Annotated in this window: 19 protein-coding genes; 14 read left to right on the top strand and 5 right to left on the bottom strand. The window is 57.6% G+C overall.

Annotated features, from left to right (window positions below):
- Positions 1 to 9 precede the first annotated feature (9 nt).
- From AC0V6N_RS13575 to AC0V6N_RS13525, 11 genes are all read left to right on the top strand, one after another.
- A complete protein-coding gene (locus AC0V6N_RS13575; RefSeq protein ID WP_486172076.1) occupies positions 10 to 936 on the top strand; it encodes a helix-turn-helix domain-containing protein in 927 nt (308 codons plus the stop codon).
- Positions 937 to 1,238: 302 nt separating this feature from the next.
- Positions 1,239 to 2,240, top strand: a complete 1,002-nt coding sequence (locus AC0V6N_RS13570; protein WP_486172075.1) for an AraC family transcriptional regulator — start codon at positions 1,239 to 1,241, stop codon at positions 2,238 to 2,240.
- Positions 2,241 to 2,379: 139 nt separating this feature from the next.
- Positions 2,380 to 2,814: an SUF system Fe-S cluster assembly regulator gene (locus AC0V6N_RS13565; RefSeq protein ID WP_486172496.1), complete on the top strand. Its 435-nt coding sequence runs from the start codon at positions 2,380 to 2,382 to the stop codon at positions 2,812 to 2,814.
- Complete coding sequence (gene sufB, locus AC0V6N_RS13560; RefSeq protein ID WP_486172074.1) at positions 2,811 to 4,301, top strand: Fe-S cluster assembly protein SufB; 1,491 nt, start codon at positions 2,811 to 2,813, stop codon at positions 4,299 to 4,301. The genes AC0V6N_RS13565 and sufB overlap by 4 nt, the downstream gene beginning before the upstream one ends.
- Positions 4,298 to 4,831 carry an endonuclease domain-containing protein gene (locus tag AC0V6N_RS13555; RefSeq protein WP_486172073.1) on the top strand — a complete coding sequence of 178 codons (534 nt, stop codon included), beginning with the start codon at positions 4,298 to 4,300 and terminating at the stop codon, positions 4,829 to 4,831. Before sufB ends, AC0V6N_RS13555 begins: the two co-directional genes overlap by 4 nt.
- The gene (locus AC0V6N_RS13550) at positions 4,828 to 5,391 is read left to right on the top strand and encodes a hypothetical protein (protein WP_486172072.1); all 564 of its coding nucleotides are present in this window, start codon (positions 4,828 to 4,830) and stop codon (positions 5,389 to 5,391) included. The genes AC0V6N_RS13555 and AC0V6N_RS13550 overlap by 4 nt, the downstream gene beginning before the upstream one ends.
- The gene (sufC, locus tag AC0V6N_RS13545; RefSeq protein WP_486172071.1) at positions 5,378 to 6,145 is read left to right on the top strand and encodes a Fe-S cluster assembly ATPase SufC; all 768 of its coding nucleotides are present in this window, start codon (positions 5,378 to 5,380) and stop codon (positions 6,143 to 6,145) included. Before AC0V6N_RS13550 ends, sufC begins: the two co-directional genes overlap by 14 nt.
- Positions 6,142 to 6,912, top strand: coding sequence for a SufD family Fe-S cluster assembly protein (locus AC0V6N_RS13540; protein ID WP_486172070.1), 771 nt, complete (start codon positions 6,142 to 6,144; stop codon positions 6,910 to 6,912). Before sufC ends, AC0V6N_RS13540 begins: the two co-directional genes overlap by 4 nt.
- Entirely contained in the window at positions 6,909 to 8,135 is a 1,227-nt protein-coding gene (locus AC0V6N_RS13535; protein ID WP_486172069.1) for an aminotransferase class V-fold PLP-dependent enzyme, read from the top strand. Before AC0V6N_RS13540 ends, AC0V6N_RS13535 begins: the two co-directional genes overlap by 4 nt.
- Before the next feature lie 5 nt (positions 8,136 to 8,140).
- On the top strand, positions 8,141 to 8,599 hold the full coding sequence (locus tag AC0V6N_RS13530; RefSeq protein ID WP_486172068.1) for an SUF system Fe-S cluster assembly protein: 459 nt from the start codon (positions 8,141 to 8,143) through the stop codon (positions 8,597 to 8,599).
- Positions 8,599 to 8,955: a HesB/IscA family protein gene (locus tag AC0V6N_RS13525; RefSeq protein WP_486172067.1), complete on the top strand. Its 357-nt coding sequence runs from the start codon at positions 8,599 to 8,601 to the stop codon at positions 8,953 to 8,955. The genes AC0V6N_RS13530 and AC0V6N_RS13525 overlap by 1 nt, the downstream gene beginning before the upstream one ends.
- 18 nt (positions 8,956 to 8,973) lie before the next feature.
- On the opposite strand, the gene AC0V6N_RS13520 is transcribed toward AC0V6N_RS13525, so the two are convergent.
- From AC0V6N_RS13520 to AC0V6N_RS13510, 3 genes are all read right to left on the bottom strand, one after another.
- Positions 8,974 to 9,924 (bottom strand): hypothetical protein, encoded by a 951-nt coding sequence (locus AC0V6N_RS13520; RefSeq protein ID WP_486172066.1) that lies wholly within the window; start codon positions 9,922 to 9,924, stop codon positions 8,974 to 8,976.
- A gap of 71 nt (positions 9,925 to 9,995) precedes the next feature.
- Positions 9,996 to 10,235 carry a hypothetical protein gene (locus AC0V6N_RS13515; RefSeq protein ID WP_486172065.1) on the bottom strand — a complete coding sequence of 80 codons (240 nt, stop codon included), beginning with the start codon at positions 10,233 to 10,235 and terminating at the stop codon, positions 9,996 to 9,998.
- A 142-nt stretch (positions 10,236 to 10,377) separates the two neighbouring features.
- The gene (locus AC0V6N_RS13510) at positions 10,378 to 11,085 is read right to left on the bottom strand and encodes an EI24 domain-containing protein (RefSeq protein WP_486172064.1); all 708 of its coding nucleotides are present in this window, start codon (positions 11,083 to 11,085) and stop codon (positions 10,378 to 10,380) included.
- Positions 11,086 to 11,249: 164 nt separating this feature from the next.
- On the opposite strand from AC0V6N_RS13510, the gene AC0V6N_RS13505 reads away from it, so the two are divergent.
- Complete coding sequence (locus tag AC0V6N_RS13505) at positions 11,250 to 12,257, top strand: adenosine kinase (protein WP_486172063.1); 1,008 nt, start codon at positions 11,250 to 11,252, stop codon at positions 12,255 to 12,257.
- A gap of 320 nt (positions 12,258 to 12,577) precedes the next feature.
- Here the strand turns inward: AC0V6N_RS13505 and AC0V6N_RS13500 are convergent, their stop codons facing one another.
- Together AC0V6N_RS13500 and purD are read right to left on the bottom strand one after the other, a co-directional pair.
- The gene (locus tag AC0V6N_RS13500; protein ID WP_486172062.1) at positions 12,578 to 12,922 is read right to left on the bottom strand and encodes a c-type cytochrome; all 345 of its coding nucleotides are present in this window, start codon (positions 12,920 to 12,922) and stop codon (positions 12,578 to 12,580) included.
- 494 nt (positions 12,923 to 13,416) lie between these two features.
- Positions 13,417 to 14,685 (bottom strand): phosphoribosylamine--glycine ligase, encoded by a 1,269-nt coding sequence (gene purD, locus AC0V6N_RS13495; RefSeq protein ID WP_486172061.1) that lies wholly within the window; start codon positions 14,683 to 14,685, stop codon positions 13,417 to 13,419.
- Between purD and xseA the strand changes: the two genes are divergently transcribed.
- Both xseA and AC0V6N_RS13485 read left to right on the top strand, forming a co-directional pair.
- Positions 14,684 to 16,168, top strand: a complete 1,485-nt coding sequence (xseA, locus tag AC0V6N_RS13490; RefSeq protein ID WP_486172060.1) for an exodeoxyribonuclease VII large subunit — start codon at positions 14,684 to 14,686, stop codon at positions 16,166 to 16,168. The two genes, purD and xseA, sit on opposite strands and share 2 nt — an antisense overlap.
- A gap of 23 nt (positions 16,169 to 16,191) precedes the next feature.
- Positions 16,192 to 16,395 (top strand): DUF2093 domain-containing protein, encoded by a 204-nt coding sequence (locus AC0V6N_RS13485; protein ID WP_486172059.1) that lies wholly within the window; start codon positions 16,192 to 16,194, stop codon positions 16,393 to 16,395.
- The last annotated feature ends 6 nt before the right edge of the window (positions 16,396 to 16,401 follow it).

Below are 16,401 nucleotides of genomic sequence, written 5' to 3'. Positions count from 1 at the left end.
GGCGTATCAATGGTGAACTTTCAAGAACCGATTATCGCCGATCAAGGCGTAGATACCGATGAGATGGGGTACGAGCTTACATCAAGCTCCCTCATCAATGTCGATTACATCGCGCCGCCTGCTGCGATTAGCGATTACGTGACCACCCTCTACCACTTTCGGTGCGATGAGCAGAAGATTCGCGACATCCAGCCTTCATCCGTCGGGCATTTGGCAATATTCCCCCGCGGAACCGGAGAAATGCACTTCAGCGCTGGCCATCGAGACCCCAATCACGAGGTCGCGATCATGACGCCACTGTCAAATGCTACGCCTATCGTTGTCGACGGTCCGTTCCATGTCGTTGGTGCGGCGCTCACTCCGCTTGGTTGGGCTTCGTTGACGCGATTGCACGCGGGCGAGCATCGTGACCGTTTGCGTGACGCGCGCGAAATTTTGGGCGACGACATCGCTGAGCTCGGCGATGATCTGAATGCGTGTTACCGCAACGGCAGCAAGTCGGGCAAAGAATGTGCGCTTCTCATTGGCGAGTATATCGGTCGCAAGGTTAAACCGATCAATTCTCGCCACGCTGACCTCATCAAGGTCGTCAACACATGGCTGGGTTCGTCGATGAACCCGGACTTGGGCGACCTTCTGGAGATGGCCGCCTATTCCGAGCGGCAAGTGCAGCGTCTGACGGAGCGTTATTTTGGCCTTTCACCTCAAGCGCTTGCAAGAAAGTATCGCGCCCTAAGGGCAGCCGCCTATCTTTCTTTCCCGCAGCTCACGCCTGAGTTTGAAGCTGAGTTAGGCGATGCTTTCTTCGATCAGTCCCATATGATTCGCGAGATCAATCGCTTCGTCGGGCGAACGCCTGCGCGATTGAAAGATCCTGACAGCCCGTATCTGTCAGAAATGATCGCGCCCAAGAATTTGCGAGAGCTTGGGTCTTAGCGACGCTTTTTGTTCGGAAGTCGCTCAAATACAAGGTGCTAAGACGAAGGCGGACTATCGCTTTGCATGACAGCTGTATCTTTGCGGCTTTCGCAGCCTCACTCCAGGGCTTTAGGGATGGCGCGCCCGGAATGCTCCCCAACATTTCGTCGTGCGCCATCCCTTTTTCGTTCCGAAATGTCCGTCTCTATTCGAGAATCGTTGGTGAGCTTCCGATGTCGCGCAAATACAATGGCACAGCGATGGCGCTCAGATACAATGTGCCGTGATCAAAGGTCCGTATGATGTCCAATAGGCCGCAAGTGAGCGGTTCTTCAGAGCCGGTCGCAGAGGCTTTGGAGGCGGCTCGGCCGCCGAGTTCTGCTCGGCTGGCCGGGCCGCCCAAACTGCGTGCAATCGACAAAAGCACCGATACCTTCCATCTGACATATTTCGATCCGCCTGAAGGGTTGGAGCGGTATGTCTTGGCGCTGTTCGAGCTGAGGTATTTCAACGATCCCGCAACAGATCGTCACGCTGGCGCGCTTGGGCAGTTGTTCTTGACTGTACGTGGCAATTTGACGGCTGACTTCGGTGATCGCATCGACACCATAAAAGGCGGCCCTGTCATTTTTAACGCCTTTGACGTCGCTGCTCCTATCCGAGGAGAAGGTCCATGGTGGTGCTTTGGTGCTTCGCTATCACCGTTCGGCTGGGCCGCATTGACGCAAGCCTCTGTCAAAGACTTTCGCAATCGGTTTTTGCCAGCAAGCGTCCTGTTAGGTGAGGATATCGAGCGTCTTTCTAAACGACTCGTCCCGCTGCGGAGATCGGGTGAGATTTCGAGTGAGCAGGCCTGTTTGGAGGTCGCGAACTGGATCCGGCCAAGATTGGCACCCATCCCGCCAGCGCATGAAGATGTGATCGAAAGAACGCTGGCCTGGCTTGGCTCATCGCTTTGCCCGCCGGTTGAGCAGCTATTCGAGGATGCTGCTTATTCGCGGCGGCAAATGGAGCGATTGGTGCAAAGGTATTTTGGTTTTGCACCAAGAGGCCTTGCGCGAAAGTTCCGGGCCATTCGAGCAGCCAATCTGTTGGCGCAGCCCGATCTGACTGATGAGGGTGAGGCTGAGATTGCAGCGGCGTTTGTCGATCAACCGCATATGATCCGGGAAATTCGCCGCTTTTGCGGCTATACTCCTTCACGCTTGGGTGGACCGGCCGACCCCCTGTTTATGCAATTGACAAATATGCAGAACCTCGATCGTTTTCGACCATACAAAGCGATAGGGACGGATGGAAAAACGGATGGACCGCCGCTTTGATTGATCTGCCCGCGTTACATTGAGTGCAAGCACCTATCGCTCGGCCCTTGAAATCGGAGCGTTCTGTGCGTATTTGAAATCCGACTCATTTAGTCCGATTTAAGAATCGCTCGCAATAGCGGGTGAATAGATGGTATTTATGCGCCTCTCCAACCTTGCCGACTATGCCGTTATCACAATGTCTCAGGCCGCAACGCATTGCGGTGATGGGCGCGTGAGTGCAGCTGAGTTGGCGAGCGAAACTGGCCTTCCGGTCCCGACGGTTCAGCGTTTGGTATCAAAACTCACAGCAGCGGGCCTTTTGCGATCAATGCGCGGCGTTGGTGGCGGTCTGCAGCTCGGTCGCCCAGCGGCGGCGATCACCGTTGCTGACATAATCGAGGCCGTGGAAGGACCAATCGCACTGACGGCATGCATTGAAGACGGTGCGTGCGACCACGAAGCGGGCTGTACGATGAAGCCTCACTGGCCCATCATTAACGCCAAAATGCGCGGCGCTCTCGCTGAGATAACCCTGGAACAATTGCGTCGCTCACCCGCAAGCCCCCCTACACATGAAGAAGAATTGGCATGACTGACAATCTCGACCTGCAACCTGAAATGGATCAGGACGCAAAAGATGCAGCGGCTGCGGCGGCTGAATACGAGCATGGCTGGTCAGCGGATATCGATACCGAGTTTGCGGAAAAAGGCCTCAATGAAGATACCGTTCGCTTCATTTCTGGTAAGAAGGGTGAACCTGAATGGATGCTCGATTGGCGGCTGAAAGCTTTCCGCCTGTGGGAGCAGATGGAAGAGCCGGACTGGGCCAAGGTCGGCTACCCGAAGATCGACTATCAAGACGCCTATTACTACGCCGCCCCAACCAAGAAGGTAGAGCTGGATTCGCTCGATGACCTCGATCCAGAGATCAAGGCGGTCTACGACAAGCTCGGCATTCCTTTGGGCGAGCAGGAAGTGTTGGCCGGGGTCAAAGGCGCTAAGAAAGTCGCCGTAGATGCGGTCTTCGACAGCGTAAGCGTTGCGACGACTTTCCGCGAGGAATTGAAGAAGGCAGGCGTGATCTTTCTGTCCATTTCCGAAGCGATCAAGGAATATCCAGAGCTTGTCAAAAAGTGGCTGGGCCGCGTTGTGCCCGTGCGCGACAATTACTTTGCAGCGCTCAATTGCGCGGTCTTTTCGGATGGAACATTCGTGTATGTGCCCGAAGGCGTGCGCTGTCCGATGGAGCTTTCGACCTACTTCCGCATCAATGCCGAGAACACCGGCCAGTTTGAGCGAACGCTGATCGTCGCTGAGAAGGGATCATACGTGTCCTATCTCGAAGGTTGTACCGCGCCGATGCGCGACGAAAACCAGCTGCATGCTGCCGTGGTCGAATTGGTCGCAATGGAAGATGCGGAGATTAAATATTCGACCGTGCAGAACTGGTATCCGGGCAATTCCGAAGGCGTGGGCGGGATCTACAATTTCGTGACCAAAAGGGGCCTGTGCCAAGGTGATCGCTCCAAGATCAGCTGGACGCAGGTGGAAACTGGCTCTGCCGTTACGTGGAAGTATCCATCATGTGTCTTGAACGGCGAAGACAGCGTGGGCGAGTTCTACTCAGTCGCCGTCACCAACAATTTCCAACAGGCCGATACCGGCACGAAGATGATCCACAATGGCAAGGGCTCGCGCTCAACCATCATCTCCAAGGGTATTTCAGCAGGCAAATCGAACAACACCTATCGCGGGCTTGTTCGCGTTGGCCCGACTGCGGAAGGCGTGCGCAACTTCACCCAGTGCGACAGCCTTCTGCTCGGCGATGAATGCGGCGCGCACACCGTGCCCTACATCGAAGCAAAGAATCCGGGCGCACAGATCGAACACGAAGCAACAACTTCCAAAATCTCTGACGAACAAATGTTCTACGCTCAACAGCGCGGCTTGGATGAGGAAGAGGCCGTTGCCTTAATTGTGAATGGCTTCGCTAAGGATGTACTTAAGGAACTTCCGATGGAGTTCGCAGTCGAAGCGCAGAAACTTCTGGCGATCTCGCTTGAGGGGAGCGTGGGATGACCGACCGCAAGACCCTTGGTCTCAAAGACACATCCGACGACGCGTCAGCCCTCAACAAAAAGGGCCGCGGTTGGAAGATCTCGGACAAGCGCTTGGACGAGCTTCACGACCGTGCGCGGGAGATGAAGCGATTTGCGTCGCCTGCGCACAAAGCGTTGGCGGCGAAGTTCGCGAGCGCCAATCTGGGCCGCTATACATTCAAGCGCTTTGCGGTCGTCGGCTCTGCCATCGTTGATTTTAACTGCCACAATCTCGGCATGGCGATCATGATCGAAGAAGATGGCGACGATGAAACTCTCTCCAAGCGCCGCGACAAAAGCCTTGAGACAGTAGGCATCCGTGTCATGCGGATCAAAGCTGAGCACATCCTCGAAAATATGGACGCCGTGCTGGAACGCATCACGCTCGGCATGCGTATGCGGATCGAAGACAAGCGCAATGCGCGCTACGAAGCCAGACAACAAGAAGCTCGCGAACAAGCGGGTTCGACCTATCAACCAGGCACAACCGAACGGGAAGACACCCAATGACCAGCCTATCACTGATTATTGCCCCATTGATGGCGCTTCAGAGCGCCGGCGAGACGCCGATTGCGATTGAGAATGATGCCCCGGAAACTTGGACGCTCGAATATCCACGCATCATTCAGCCATTCGTTGAGGATTACCGCCGGTGCTTGAGCGGCCGCCTGCGCACTGTTCGAGGCCAGGCCGATTTTGAGGAGCAGCATCGAAGCGACATTCCAGGCTGCGCAGATGTCTCCGCTGAAGCGCAGGAAGCATCAAATGCGGCGCTGTCGAGGCGAGGCGAGTTCGCAGAATATACCGCGAAAGATGTGGGCGAAATCTTCGAGCATATTGGCCGTATTCACATTGCGCGCGGTGCTGATTTGGACAACCAATTCACTTTCGCGCTCCGCTCAATGGAGGCTAGCCGAACGCAATATGAAGCAGATAAGCCTGCAGGGCTTGTGCTCGAATTGCGTGATGCATCGGTTGTAAAGGCACGCACTGACGCCACAGCAGCGGCCGCTGAGGCTGCCTATCGTGAGCGTGAAGAAGAATTGGAGGCACGCGGTGCTTCAGATTGAAAATCTACACGCCGAAGTCGAAAATGGCGGCAATGCTAAGCCCATTCTCAAAGGCCTTTCGCTTGAAGTGAATGCTGGCGAGATTCACGCCATCATGGGGCCCAATGGAGCAGGCAAGTCGACCTTAGCAAATGTGCTGGGGGGGAAGCCCGGCTATGAAGTGACGGCAGGATCGGTGAATTTCCGTGGGCAGGATCTGTTTGATCTTGAACCTCATGAGCGCGCTGCCAGCGGCCTGTTTCTAGGGTTTCAATATCCGGTTGAGATTCCTGGCGTTTCTAACGTGCAATTCCTGCGCGAGGCATTGAACGCACAGCGTAAGTATCGCGATGAAGAAGCGCTGTCGGGCGGCGAGTTCTTGAAGCTTGCTAAGGAAAAAGCGGCGTTGCTTGGCATGGATATGGAAATGCTCAAACGGCAGGTGAATGTCGGCTTTTCTGGCGGTGAGAAGAAACGCGCTGAGATGGTTCAGATGGGCATTCTCGACCCCAAGTTTGCCGTGTTGGATGAGACCGATTCAGGCCTTGATATCGACGCGCTGCGGATTGTTGGTGAGGGCATTAATGCAATCATGCGCTCTGGTGACAAAGGCGTGCTCCTCATCACCCACTATCAACGCCTGCTCGACGTTGTGAAGCCTGACCGGGTGAGCATTCTAGCTGATGGCCGCATTGTTCAAACCGGTGGGCCAGACCTTGCACTGCGCCTTGAAGATGAGGGCTATGATGCAGTGATGGCTGAGGCGCTCGCATGAGCGAAGTCGCCACCCTTCCCACGCCCCTTCCAACGCGACGCGATGAGGCTTGGCGCTATGCCGATATAGACGCCGTCCAGAAGCTGGGCGCGTCGGGCATTGCTAATTGGCAAGACATCGTTGTTGCTAATGGCGAGACCAAGCGCATTTGCACGGTCGTTGGAAGCGATGCACCGGAAGTTACCCGCCTGCGTCTCACTGTCGGTGATGGCGCACGCGCAGAGGTTTTTGCAACAAGTGCTGGCTCCGATTATACCCGCCTTGAGATTGAGGTAACTCTTGGTCGGGGTGCGCATTTTGAGTTTGGCGGCGTGACCATTGGCGGCGGCGAAGCAGTACGCGAATTTGTGACTCAAACCATCCACGCTGAGCCCGATGCAACCAGCAACCAAACGGTGCGAGCGGTTCATTGGGACACGGCGACGGGTAATTTCTTGGGCGAGATCAAGGTCGCTCGTAATGCGCAAAAAACCGATGCCGCGCAGGACTTTAAGGGCCTGTTGCTCGAAGCAGGCGCGAGCGCAAACGCCGTTCCACAACTCGAAATCTTTGCTGATGACGTGAAATGCGCGCACGGGGCGACCGTTGGACAGCTTGATGAGAACGCTAGGTTTTACATGGCTGCGCGCGGACTTTCACCCTCTCAAGCTCAGCGCCTTTTAGTTCAAGCCTTTATCGGCGATGCTTTTGTCGAACTGGACGATGAAATAGAGCGCGACGAGTTGCTACAGGCGGCTCTTAATGCGCTGGAGGGAGCCTCGCTTTGAATGCTCCTACCGCTTTGACCCGTGACCTGCGTGCTGACTTTCCCGGCCTTTTGACCGCCGAAGGCAAGCCTTGGTATTATCTTGATACCGCTGCGACCGCGCAGAAGCCGCGCCATGTGATTGAGGCGATGGCCCAGGCAATGGGCGAGGATTATGCGACGGTCCATCGGGGGGTTTACTCGCGCTCGGCTGACATGACGCTTGCCTATGAGGCGGCACGACGGCGCATCGCGGCGTTTGTGGGTGGTCAGGAAGACGAGATTGTCTTCACCCGCGGCGCGACCGAAGCGATCAATCTGGTTGCGAAAAGCTGGGGGCGGGCAAACCTCAAGCCTGGCGACCGCATTTTGCTTTCGCAGCTAGAGCATCATTCCAATATCGTCCCCTGGCAGATGTTGGCCGAAGAAATTGGCGCGCATATTGACGTAGTGCCTCTTACGGCGGACCATCAAATCGACCTTGATTCTGCCGAGACGATAATCACGGAACGGCACAAGCTTGTGGCTTTCGGCCATGTCTCAAACGTCTTGGGCAGTGTGCTGGATGCAAAGCGCGCCGCAAGGATGGCGCATTCGGTTGGGGCAAAATTGCTGCTGGATGGCTGTCAGGCGGTCCCGCATATGCCGGTGAATGTCGCTGAGCTTGATTGTGACTTTTACGTCTTCTCCGCTCATAAGCTCTATGGGCCGACCGGTATCGGAGCTCTCTGGGCACGCAGCGATTTGCTTGAAGCGATGCCACCGTGGGAAGGCGGCGGGTCAATGATTGACCGCGTGACCTTTGAAAAGACCACTTACGCGCCTGCTCCTCAGCGTTTTGAGGCGGGTACCCCTGCCATAACGGAGGCTGTCGCCTTTGCTGCTGCTGCGGAATATGTCGCAGAAATCGACCTTGCCAAAATGCAGGCGGCAGAGGCGAAATTGGTCGCGAAACTGCGCCGCGAGCTGGTTGCGATGAATGATGTGACTGTATTCGGCCGCGAGGACAGCGCTGGGATCGTCAGCTTTGCAATTGACGATATTCACCCGCACGATCTGGGCACAATCCTCGACGAAGCCAACGTCGCGATCCGTGCCGGGCACCATTGCGCGCAGCCTTTGATGGATTATCTCAATGTGCCGGCGACAGCGCGTGCGAGCTTTGGTCTTTATTCCACCGAAGATGATGTCGATGCGCTGCTCGAGGGGATTTCGAGGACGCGCCGGATTTTTGGAAAAGCATGATGAGCATGGATGCAAACGAAACCAACACCGCGGACAAACCACCGCGCGCCCGCGTAACTGATGCGGTTGAAGCCGAGGCCGCGCCGGTTAAGCGCGAGCGCGATTATCTAGAGGGCTTCCTTGCGGCAAAGCCTGCGGAAGGCGCCGTTGGCGGTGCTGGTGGCGAACTGCAGCAGGCAGTGATCGATGCGCTGAAAGAGATTTACGATCCGGAGATTCCGGTCAACATCTATGATCTTGGCCTGATCTATGGTGTCGAAGTCGACGACGAAGCCGATGCCACGATCACTATGACGCTGACCACGCCTCATTGTCCTGTAGCCGAGACTATGCCTGGCGAGGTGGAGCTTCGCGCGGCTTCCGTGCCCGGCATTCGTGATGCAGAAGTTGATCTTGTGTGGGATCCGCCTTGGTCGCCTGAGAAGATGAGTGATGAAGCGCGCCTTGAACTGGGGATGCTGTGATGACGACCACCACGACTCGCGAACGGCCCGCCGCTGTTATTCTGACCAAAGGTGCGGAGGCACGCGTCGCTGACCTAATGTGCCAAGCTCCTGAAGACGCAATTGGCGTAAAGCTCTCAACCCCGCGCAGAGGCTGCTCGGGTCTCGCCTATTCCGTCGATTACGTCACTGAAGAGGCGAAATTTGACGAGAAAATCGAAACTCCCGGCGGAACATTCTACATCGACGGCGCAAGCGTTCTCTACCTCGTCGGTTCAACCATGGATTGGGTTGAAGACGATTTCACAGCAGGTTTTGTCTTTGAAAACCCTAATGCGAAGGGTGCTTGCGGTTGCGGTGAGAGCTTTATGGTCTGAGCCGGCTCAGGATCGAACTTACTCTTCCTCGAGCCGCTCAAGCAAACGACGCTCAAGTTCATCAACCTGACTGTCTTTACCGATCTGTGCATCGACCCATGATTGTTCGGTGTCTGTCACGGCGTCGCCTGCGGCCGCATCGCCGAAATAGTCATTTTGTGGGCCGTCTGTGCCAGCCAGGTGCTCACGCGCCCAGCGTACATTGCGACCAAAATGCTTGGCATTCCCCGCCATCGCCCGTCCAAACGCTGTCGAACCGCTATTCTTACTTTCGATGAACTTCACCAATTCCAGTTTGCGCGAATGGCTAAGTTGCGCGTTGTCGAGCGCAAAGCCGCGCAAGAAGTTGGCCACGCCATCAACAAACAGGTCATCCCATTCAGGGGCATTTTCATCCTGCAGTGTCGCGTCTTTCAGCCGGAACAATAGCTCAGCATCGAACCGGGAAACAGCCGCCGGGCCATAGCCACCACTAGAGAAGATCACGCGGCGCAACATCCGGCATTCAGCGGTGCTGATATGCGTTGCGGACAGATCACCGCCGCAGCGTGTAGGGCCAACGCCGGTCATCACTTCGCGCTCAATCTGAGCCAGTACATAGTCTTTGAGGATAGTCGGGACATTCTCGGCTCGCTCAAGGATACGGACAATGCATTCCAATTCAGCAAAGCTCTCTACCACGCCATCATGGTCGACCTGTGCGATCAACCAATTGGCTTCTTCATCGTCGCATTGGAGGCGAGGTTTCGTGCCGTTTAATACGAATTCACCGACAGCCTCTACGAAGAAGTCGCACCATTCATCGCTACGCTCATCAAGCGAATTGTTGACGGCGAACAGAGCTTCGGCCTCTTCGCGAGTGATTATGCCATCACCCCAGCCCTGACGGCGCAGCGCGAGGATTTCTTGCGAAGTGACTTGCCCGTCAGCAGCGGCGCGCTGGGCAAGCTCGGTAAAATGCGTAGTCATGGTGTCAAAAACCCCTTTTTCTCAGGGAAGGGCATGACACAATGTGCTTAAGACCCGGTTACTTTTGGGCTTTAGTCTGCGGCTTGTTCGACCTCAGCAATGCAATTTTCCCGGTCAATCTCGCCACCACTGGGTCGCCGCCGCGCTTCCACATGGGTGGCCACTGGCACTGAACTAGCTGCCGGTGGATAGAGGTAGATATCCAGGACGCAGGTCGAACTGACGAATTGCAATTTGCGCGCATCGCCTTCGGCAAGGTCAATTCGTGCAGTGCCAAACCGCGCCATGAGTGTGGATGCATTGTGACCCATGATGCCCCCGATCCCGCTTCCCCGCGCCTGAGGTAGTGCGATATTTGGCGTCAGTGGGGACGCGGTTCGAGCCGCGGGGATGTTTGCGGTTCCTGCTGAGCAAGCCGAAACTGCCATCAACGCGGCGATGCTCACCAACGACCTAAGCACCCGTCGCCTCCGGCTGCTTGCTCTGGCCTATGGCGCGGTGGGTGAGATGCGCTCCTGCTGCCGCTCCGATGATTGGGGCGATAAAGCCAGCGATCGGCACGATCATGATCAGAGCGACCGCTCCGCCCAGCATGAAGCGGTCCTTCTGAGACACCGGATTGCCTTTTGTGTCGCCTTCGCAATGCCGCAGCCAGGTCATATCCGTCAGTTCGCGGCCCAAGAGCCAAGCGTTTGCGGCGATGAAGACAGCTGCTGCTCCAATGCCCGTAACCAGCAAAATGAGCGCAAAGGGCAGTGCGAGCAGGTTTATAGCCAAGGCTCTTCCGATGCCGCGCAGCGAGTTCGCCAGGTCCTTGGCAAATGGCAGCGGAACAGCGCAATCCGCGGCCTCGGGATAGTGCATCAGTTCAACCGCTGCGACGATTTCATCTGCGAAGAACTGCAGTACGGCCACTGCAATCACGCGGAACAGGAACCACGCGGCAAGCGCCGAGAGCAGCACCGCCGCCGCAGCGCTCATATAGCCGCCATCTGCAAAGCCCAACCAAGCAAACAGCCATGTGAGGCCAGCATAGAGCACTGTGCCAAAGGCGATCAGAATCACTAGTGTGACAAGCACCGATTTCACAAGCACCCGTACCACCTTTGCATCGCCAAGCTGGGCGATGGCTTTGGTCAGGGCTGCTAGGACGGGTTCCATAGGTGTAATCCCGAATGCTGTGGCTGCCCAGCCAAGTCAACGCGCGTTACCACGACACTGCACGGCTTTGTTGTGCGTCCTCCCCATTGGCTCTTTCCCCTTGGCTCTCTGCGCTATCGCGGCTAGGCGCGCTGGCAATCCACCCACCACAGGACACATTCACCTTGACCGACACCGCAACCGCGCCTCGTTTTGACGTTATCGCCATCGGCAACGCCATCGTCGACATCATCGCATCATGCTCTGATGACGACATCGCCAAGCTTGGCCTCAATCGCGGCGGGATGACGCTAGTCGATGCTGCGGGAGCTGACGCCCTCTATGCCGCCATGGGCCCTGCGAAGGAGACGTCAGGCGGCTCTGCGGCCAACACACTGGCTGGTCTTGCTGAGCTTGGCATCAATTGCGCCTTTATCGGGCAAGTGGCTGACGACCAGTTCGGTGAGGTCTTCGCGCATGACATCCGCGCGACCGGCATCGACTTTGAGACGCCGATGAGAGAGGGCGAGCCGCCAACCGGGCGCTGCCTCATCTTCGTAACGCCTGATGGCGAGCGCACCATGAACACCTTCCTTGGTGCAGGCCAGTTCCTGCCTGCTGCTGCCTTGGACGAAGAGCTGATCGCCAGCGCCTCCATACTCTATCTCGAAGGCTATTTGTGGGACCCCGAAGAGCCCCGCCGCGCCATGCGCCGCGCTATCGAGGTTGCCCGCGCTGCGGGCCGCAAAGTGGCCTTCACCGCGAGTGAGAGCTTCGTGATTGACCGTCATGGCGACGACTTCCGTGCTATGATCGAGAGCGGCTTGATCGACATCCTGTTCGTCAATGAGAGCGAGCTTGCGACACTCACAGGCGAGGATGACTTTGACGCGGGTATCGCCAAGGTGGCTGGCAAGGTCCCGGTTCTTGTTGCCACCAGGAGCGAGAAGGGCGCAGTCGCGGTTGCCCATGGCGAGCGCGCTGAGGTTGCCGCAGAGGCAGTTGCCAAGGTGATCGATACGACCGGCGCAGGCGACCAGTTCGCAGCGGGCTTCCTCTCAGGCTATGCGCGCGGCGCTTCGCTGGAGACCTGCCTCAAGCGCGGCGCCATTGCCGCCGCCGAGGTGATTGCGCATTACGGCCCGCGTCCAGAGGCCGATATGAAGGCTCTGATGGCTGAGAAGCTGGGTTAGTAGGGTTGAACCCGGCGCCGTTGGGCGTCGCAAGGACGACTGCCCGCCCGCAGCGTGTCCGGAGCGAAGCGAAGGACGTCTAGCGAGGACGCAGCCGCGGCTGCGGCTGCGCAAGGCAAGGCGCGTTATCAAGCACTTAGTTGAGACATGGACCGCATGTTACACGGTCCTAGGGCTAAAAACTTTGCTTGGCGTGCGAAGGCTGGTTTGACCGGGTATTCCGGCCAATGCGCATGCTAAAAATGCGTGGTGCTGACGATGTGAAAGAGCCGCGCAATCTGTAGCCAAAAGCGGCGCTGTAGGAAAACCGAAGATCGCACTTACGGCATCGGCACATAATCCGCACGCCGCAGCGTGATCATATAGTCCGCGACCTCGTCCACATGCTCGCGCTCCAGATCAAAATCCATCACTTCGGGATAATTATGCGCGTTGACGAGCCATGCGCGGATCGTCGATTTGGTCACGCCGGGCCGATTGGCGACCGCTTCAAATGTGGGAGCGTGCGGATTGGGCGATTCGTACGGAGGCTCCACCGCATGGCACCCTCCACAAGCCGCCTCGACAAAGGCAGGTGGCTGAGGGCTGGCCTGCGGAGTGGTCGCGCAGGCAGAAAGTCCAAGGGCCGCGAGCGCGGTGGCGAGAATGGTGGGGCTGTGTGTCATGCCCATGTTAGAGCATGGGGTGATGTGTCCGCGCATTGATCTGGATCAACTAAGACCAGTTAGGTGAAGGCATGTGTGGGGGGCGTTAAACCCACGTCCTTTCAGACGTTTGTCTGTGGACAAAGCATTCGCGCAGGGTCGCGAATCGCACCGATCTCTGGATTCATAGTCGCGGCGGCTGCCGCCTTTTTCTGATCTGAGTGATCAACGTACCCAATGGCAGGGGGTGCAATGATGCGCTTCAGAGCGTGAGGCTTTCACCTCACACAGAGATAGGAGGTCGTGATGGCTTGTAAGAAGGTGACCCGTAGGGTTCGTCCAACCAAAAAGCCTGGGCCGAAGACGGTGACGGTTAAACCGCATCGCCGTTCGAAGCCCAAGCCTTGTAAGTAAACTTCCAGGTGCACTTACAGCGGCAGTCGCCACCTCACTCTTAGAATCAGAATCCAATTCTCGCGTCAAGTTTCGAGTGTCAGCGGTTTGTGAAAAGACATTCACCCCTCCCGCGCGATCTCTTTCCAGCCGATATCGCGCCTGCAAAATCCGCTCGCAAAGTCCACTTTATCCAGCGCTTCGTAAGCCGTCTTTTGCGCCTCGGTTACATTGCCGCCGCTTGCCGTGACGTTCAGCACGCGGCCTCCATTGGCCACCAGAGCGCCGTTCACCAGCTTGGTGCCCGCGTGGAAGACCTTAGCGCCTGCGCTTTCTGCTTCGCCCAAATCAATCGCGCCGCCTTTTTCTGGCGTGCCGGGATAGCCGTTTGCAGCCATGACCACGGTGAGCGCGGTTTCGTTCGCAAAGCTCGCCTCTGCCGAGGTCAATTCGCCTTTGGCGCAGGCGAGCATGATTGCTGTCAGATCGCCTTGCAATCGCATCATCAGCACTTGGCATTCCGGATCGCCGAAGCGGCAATTGTATTCGATCAGCTGCGGGCCGCTTTTGGTCAGCATCAGACCAGCATAGAGCACGCCAGAATAGGGCATGCCCTCGGCGCGCATCGTGTCCACGGTGGGCTGGATAATCTCGGCCATCACGCGCGTTTGCAATTCTGGCGTCAGCACCGGGGCTGGAGAATAGGCTCCCATGCCGCCAGTGTTGGGGCCAACATCGCCTTCGCCAACCTGTTTGTGGTCTTGCGCTGTGCCAAAGGGGATGACGTGGGTGCCGTCGGTCAGCGCGAAGAAGCTTGCCTCTTCGCCTGCGAGGAACTCTTCGATCACGACCTCTGCGCCCGCTTCGCCGAATTGCCCGCCAAACATGTCAGCTAGCGCCGCTTCGGCTTCGGAGCGGTCGGCCGCAATCACCACGCCTTTGCCTGCCGCCAAACCATCGGCCTTGAGCACATAGGGTGCGGTGAACCCGTCCAACGATTTTAAAGCCTCATCAAGCGAGGTCGTGCGGACATAGCCTCCGGTGGGGATATTCGCCCTGGCGCAAAGATCCTTGGTAAAGCCCTTTGACCCTTCGAGCTGGGCGGCTGCTTTGGAAGGGCCGAACGTGGGGATCTCGGCGGCGCGCAGACTATCGGCGAGGCCGTCCACTAATGGCGCCTCGGGGCCGATCACAACGATGCCTATGGTGTTGGCTTCACAGAATGACACCACGGCGGCGTGATCGCTGGCATCAAGCGTCACCAGCTCGGCCTCCTCAGCGATGCCGGGATTTCCGGGGGCGGCGTAGAGTTTCGTCAGCGAAGGGGATTGCGCCAATTTCCACGCTAGCGCATGTTCGCGCCCTCCCGATCCCAGCAGCAGGACATTCATGGCGCGCGCTCCTTCTTCCTCATCAAATCCAGACGGGCTGTTAGCGCGCGTGTCGTCGGGCGACAACGCGCAACCGCTTTCGATCACCGAGATTTCGCAGGCTTTGAAGCGCACGGTTGAGGATCAGTTTGGCCATGTGCGCTTGCGGGGTGAATTGTCTGGGGTGAAGCGGGCGGCATCGGGGCATCTCTATTGCGCGCTCAAAGACGACAAAGCGGTGCTCGACGGGGTGATGTGGCGAGGGAGCACCAATCGGCTGGCATTCAATCCAGAGGACGGTTTGGAGGTGATCGCTACCGGAAAGCTGACTACCTATGCCGGGCGCTCCAAATATCAGGTGGTGATTGAGAGCCTGGAGCTGGCGGGTGAGGGCGCTTTGCTTGCTCTGCTTGAGAAAACGCGGGCTCGGCTGGAGGCTGAGGGAATGTTTGCGCGCGAGCGAAAGCGGCGTTTACCCTATTTGCCCAAGACCATCGGTGTTGTGACATCACCAACCGGATCGGTTATTCGCGATATCCTGCACAGGCTCGCAGATCGCTTTCCCAGCCATGTCGTCGTATGGCCAGTGCTGGTTCAGGGACAGGGCGCTGCTGAGCAAGTGGCGGGGGCGATCCGGGGTTTCTCCTCGATGGGGCCCGGTGGATCGGTTGCGCGGCCCGATGTGGTGATCGTTGCACGCGGGGGCGGCTCGATTGAAGATCTGTGGAGCTTCAATGAAGAGGCGGTGGTGCGCGCGATTGCCGAATGTACCATTCCGGTTATTTCTGCTGTAGGCCACGAGACCGATACAACCCTCGCAGACTACGCCGCAGACCGCCGCGCGCCCACCCCGACTGCTGCTGCCGAGATGGTGGTTCCGGTGCGCACGGATTTGCAGGCAACGCTCGCCGATTTTGCCGCTCGCCAGCGCCGTGCAGTGCATCGCCCGGTTGAGCTGGGCCGCGAGCGGCTGGAAGCGCGGGTGCGGCGAATGCCTAAGGTGGAGAACTTGCTCCAACCCCAAGCACAAAAGCTCGATGATCTGGCAGAGCGCTTGCGCCGAGGCCTTCGCGACCGTGCGGGCAAGGGCCGTGAGGAATTGGCAGGCAAGGCTGCGCGCCTTAGTCCGAGATTGCTCACTCGGGCTCTATCGGATGGCCGAAAGGAGTTGGCAGGGGTGCGGCTCGCCCCAGAACTTGTCCAGCGTCCTCTCGCCAATTCACGCGAAAAGCTCGCTTCGCTCGCTCGCCTTGCCAGTCAATTGCACCCCAAGAAGCCGCTCGAACGCGGCTATGCGATTGTGCGAGGCGGGAATAGCAATGTGCTGACCTCGAAGTCTGAGGCCAAGACCGAGACCACGCTAACTCTGGAATTCAAGGATGGTGAGCTGGGTGTTGGCGTTGGCGATGCGCCACCTCCTGTTCAGGCGCCTCCTGCTAAGTCAAACCGCAAATCCGCTCCAAAATCGAAACCTAATCCTCGCCAAGATGATTTGTTCGGATAAGGAACCATGTTAAGGGCAGCCTCATGTTGATGTCGACCAGCGATAAAGCCGCCAAGCTCTATTACGGAGCCTCTACCTTCCGCGTTCTGCGCCCCGGCCAGCATGTCATTTGCGCGGTGTCCGGCGATGTAATCCCGCTTGAGGAATTGCGTTATTGGAGCGCGGTCCATCAAGAGGCCTATGCCACTTGCGAGATTGCGACGCGTCGCCTGCTCGGTGAAGCTTGAGCGTGC

The sequence above is a fragment of the Erythrobacter sp. S57(2025) genome (assembly GCF_057365055.1).
This window is presented reverse-complemented; position numbering and strand designations above follow the sequence as displayed.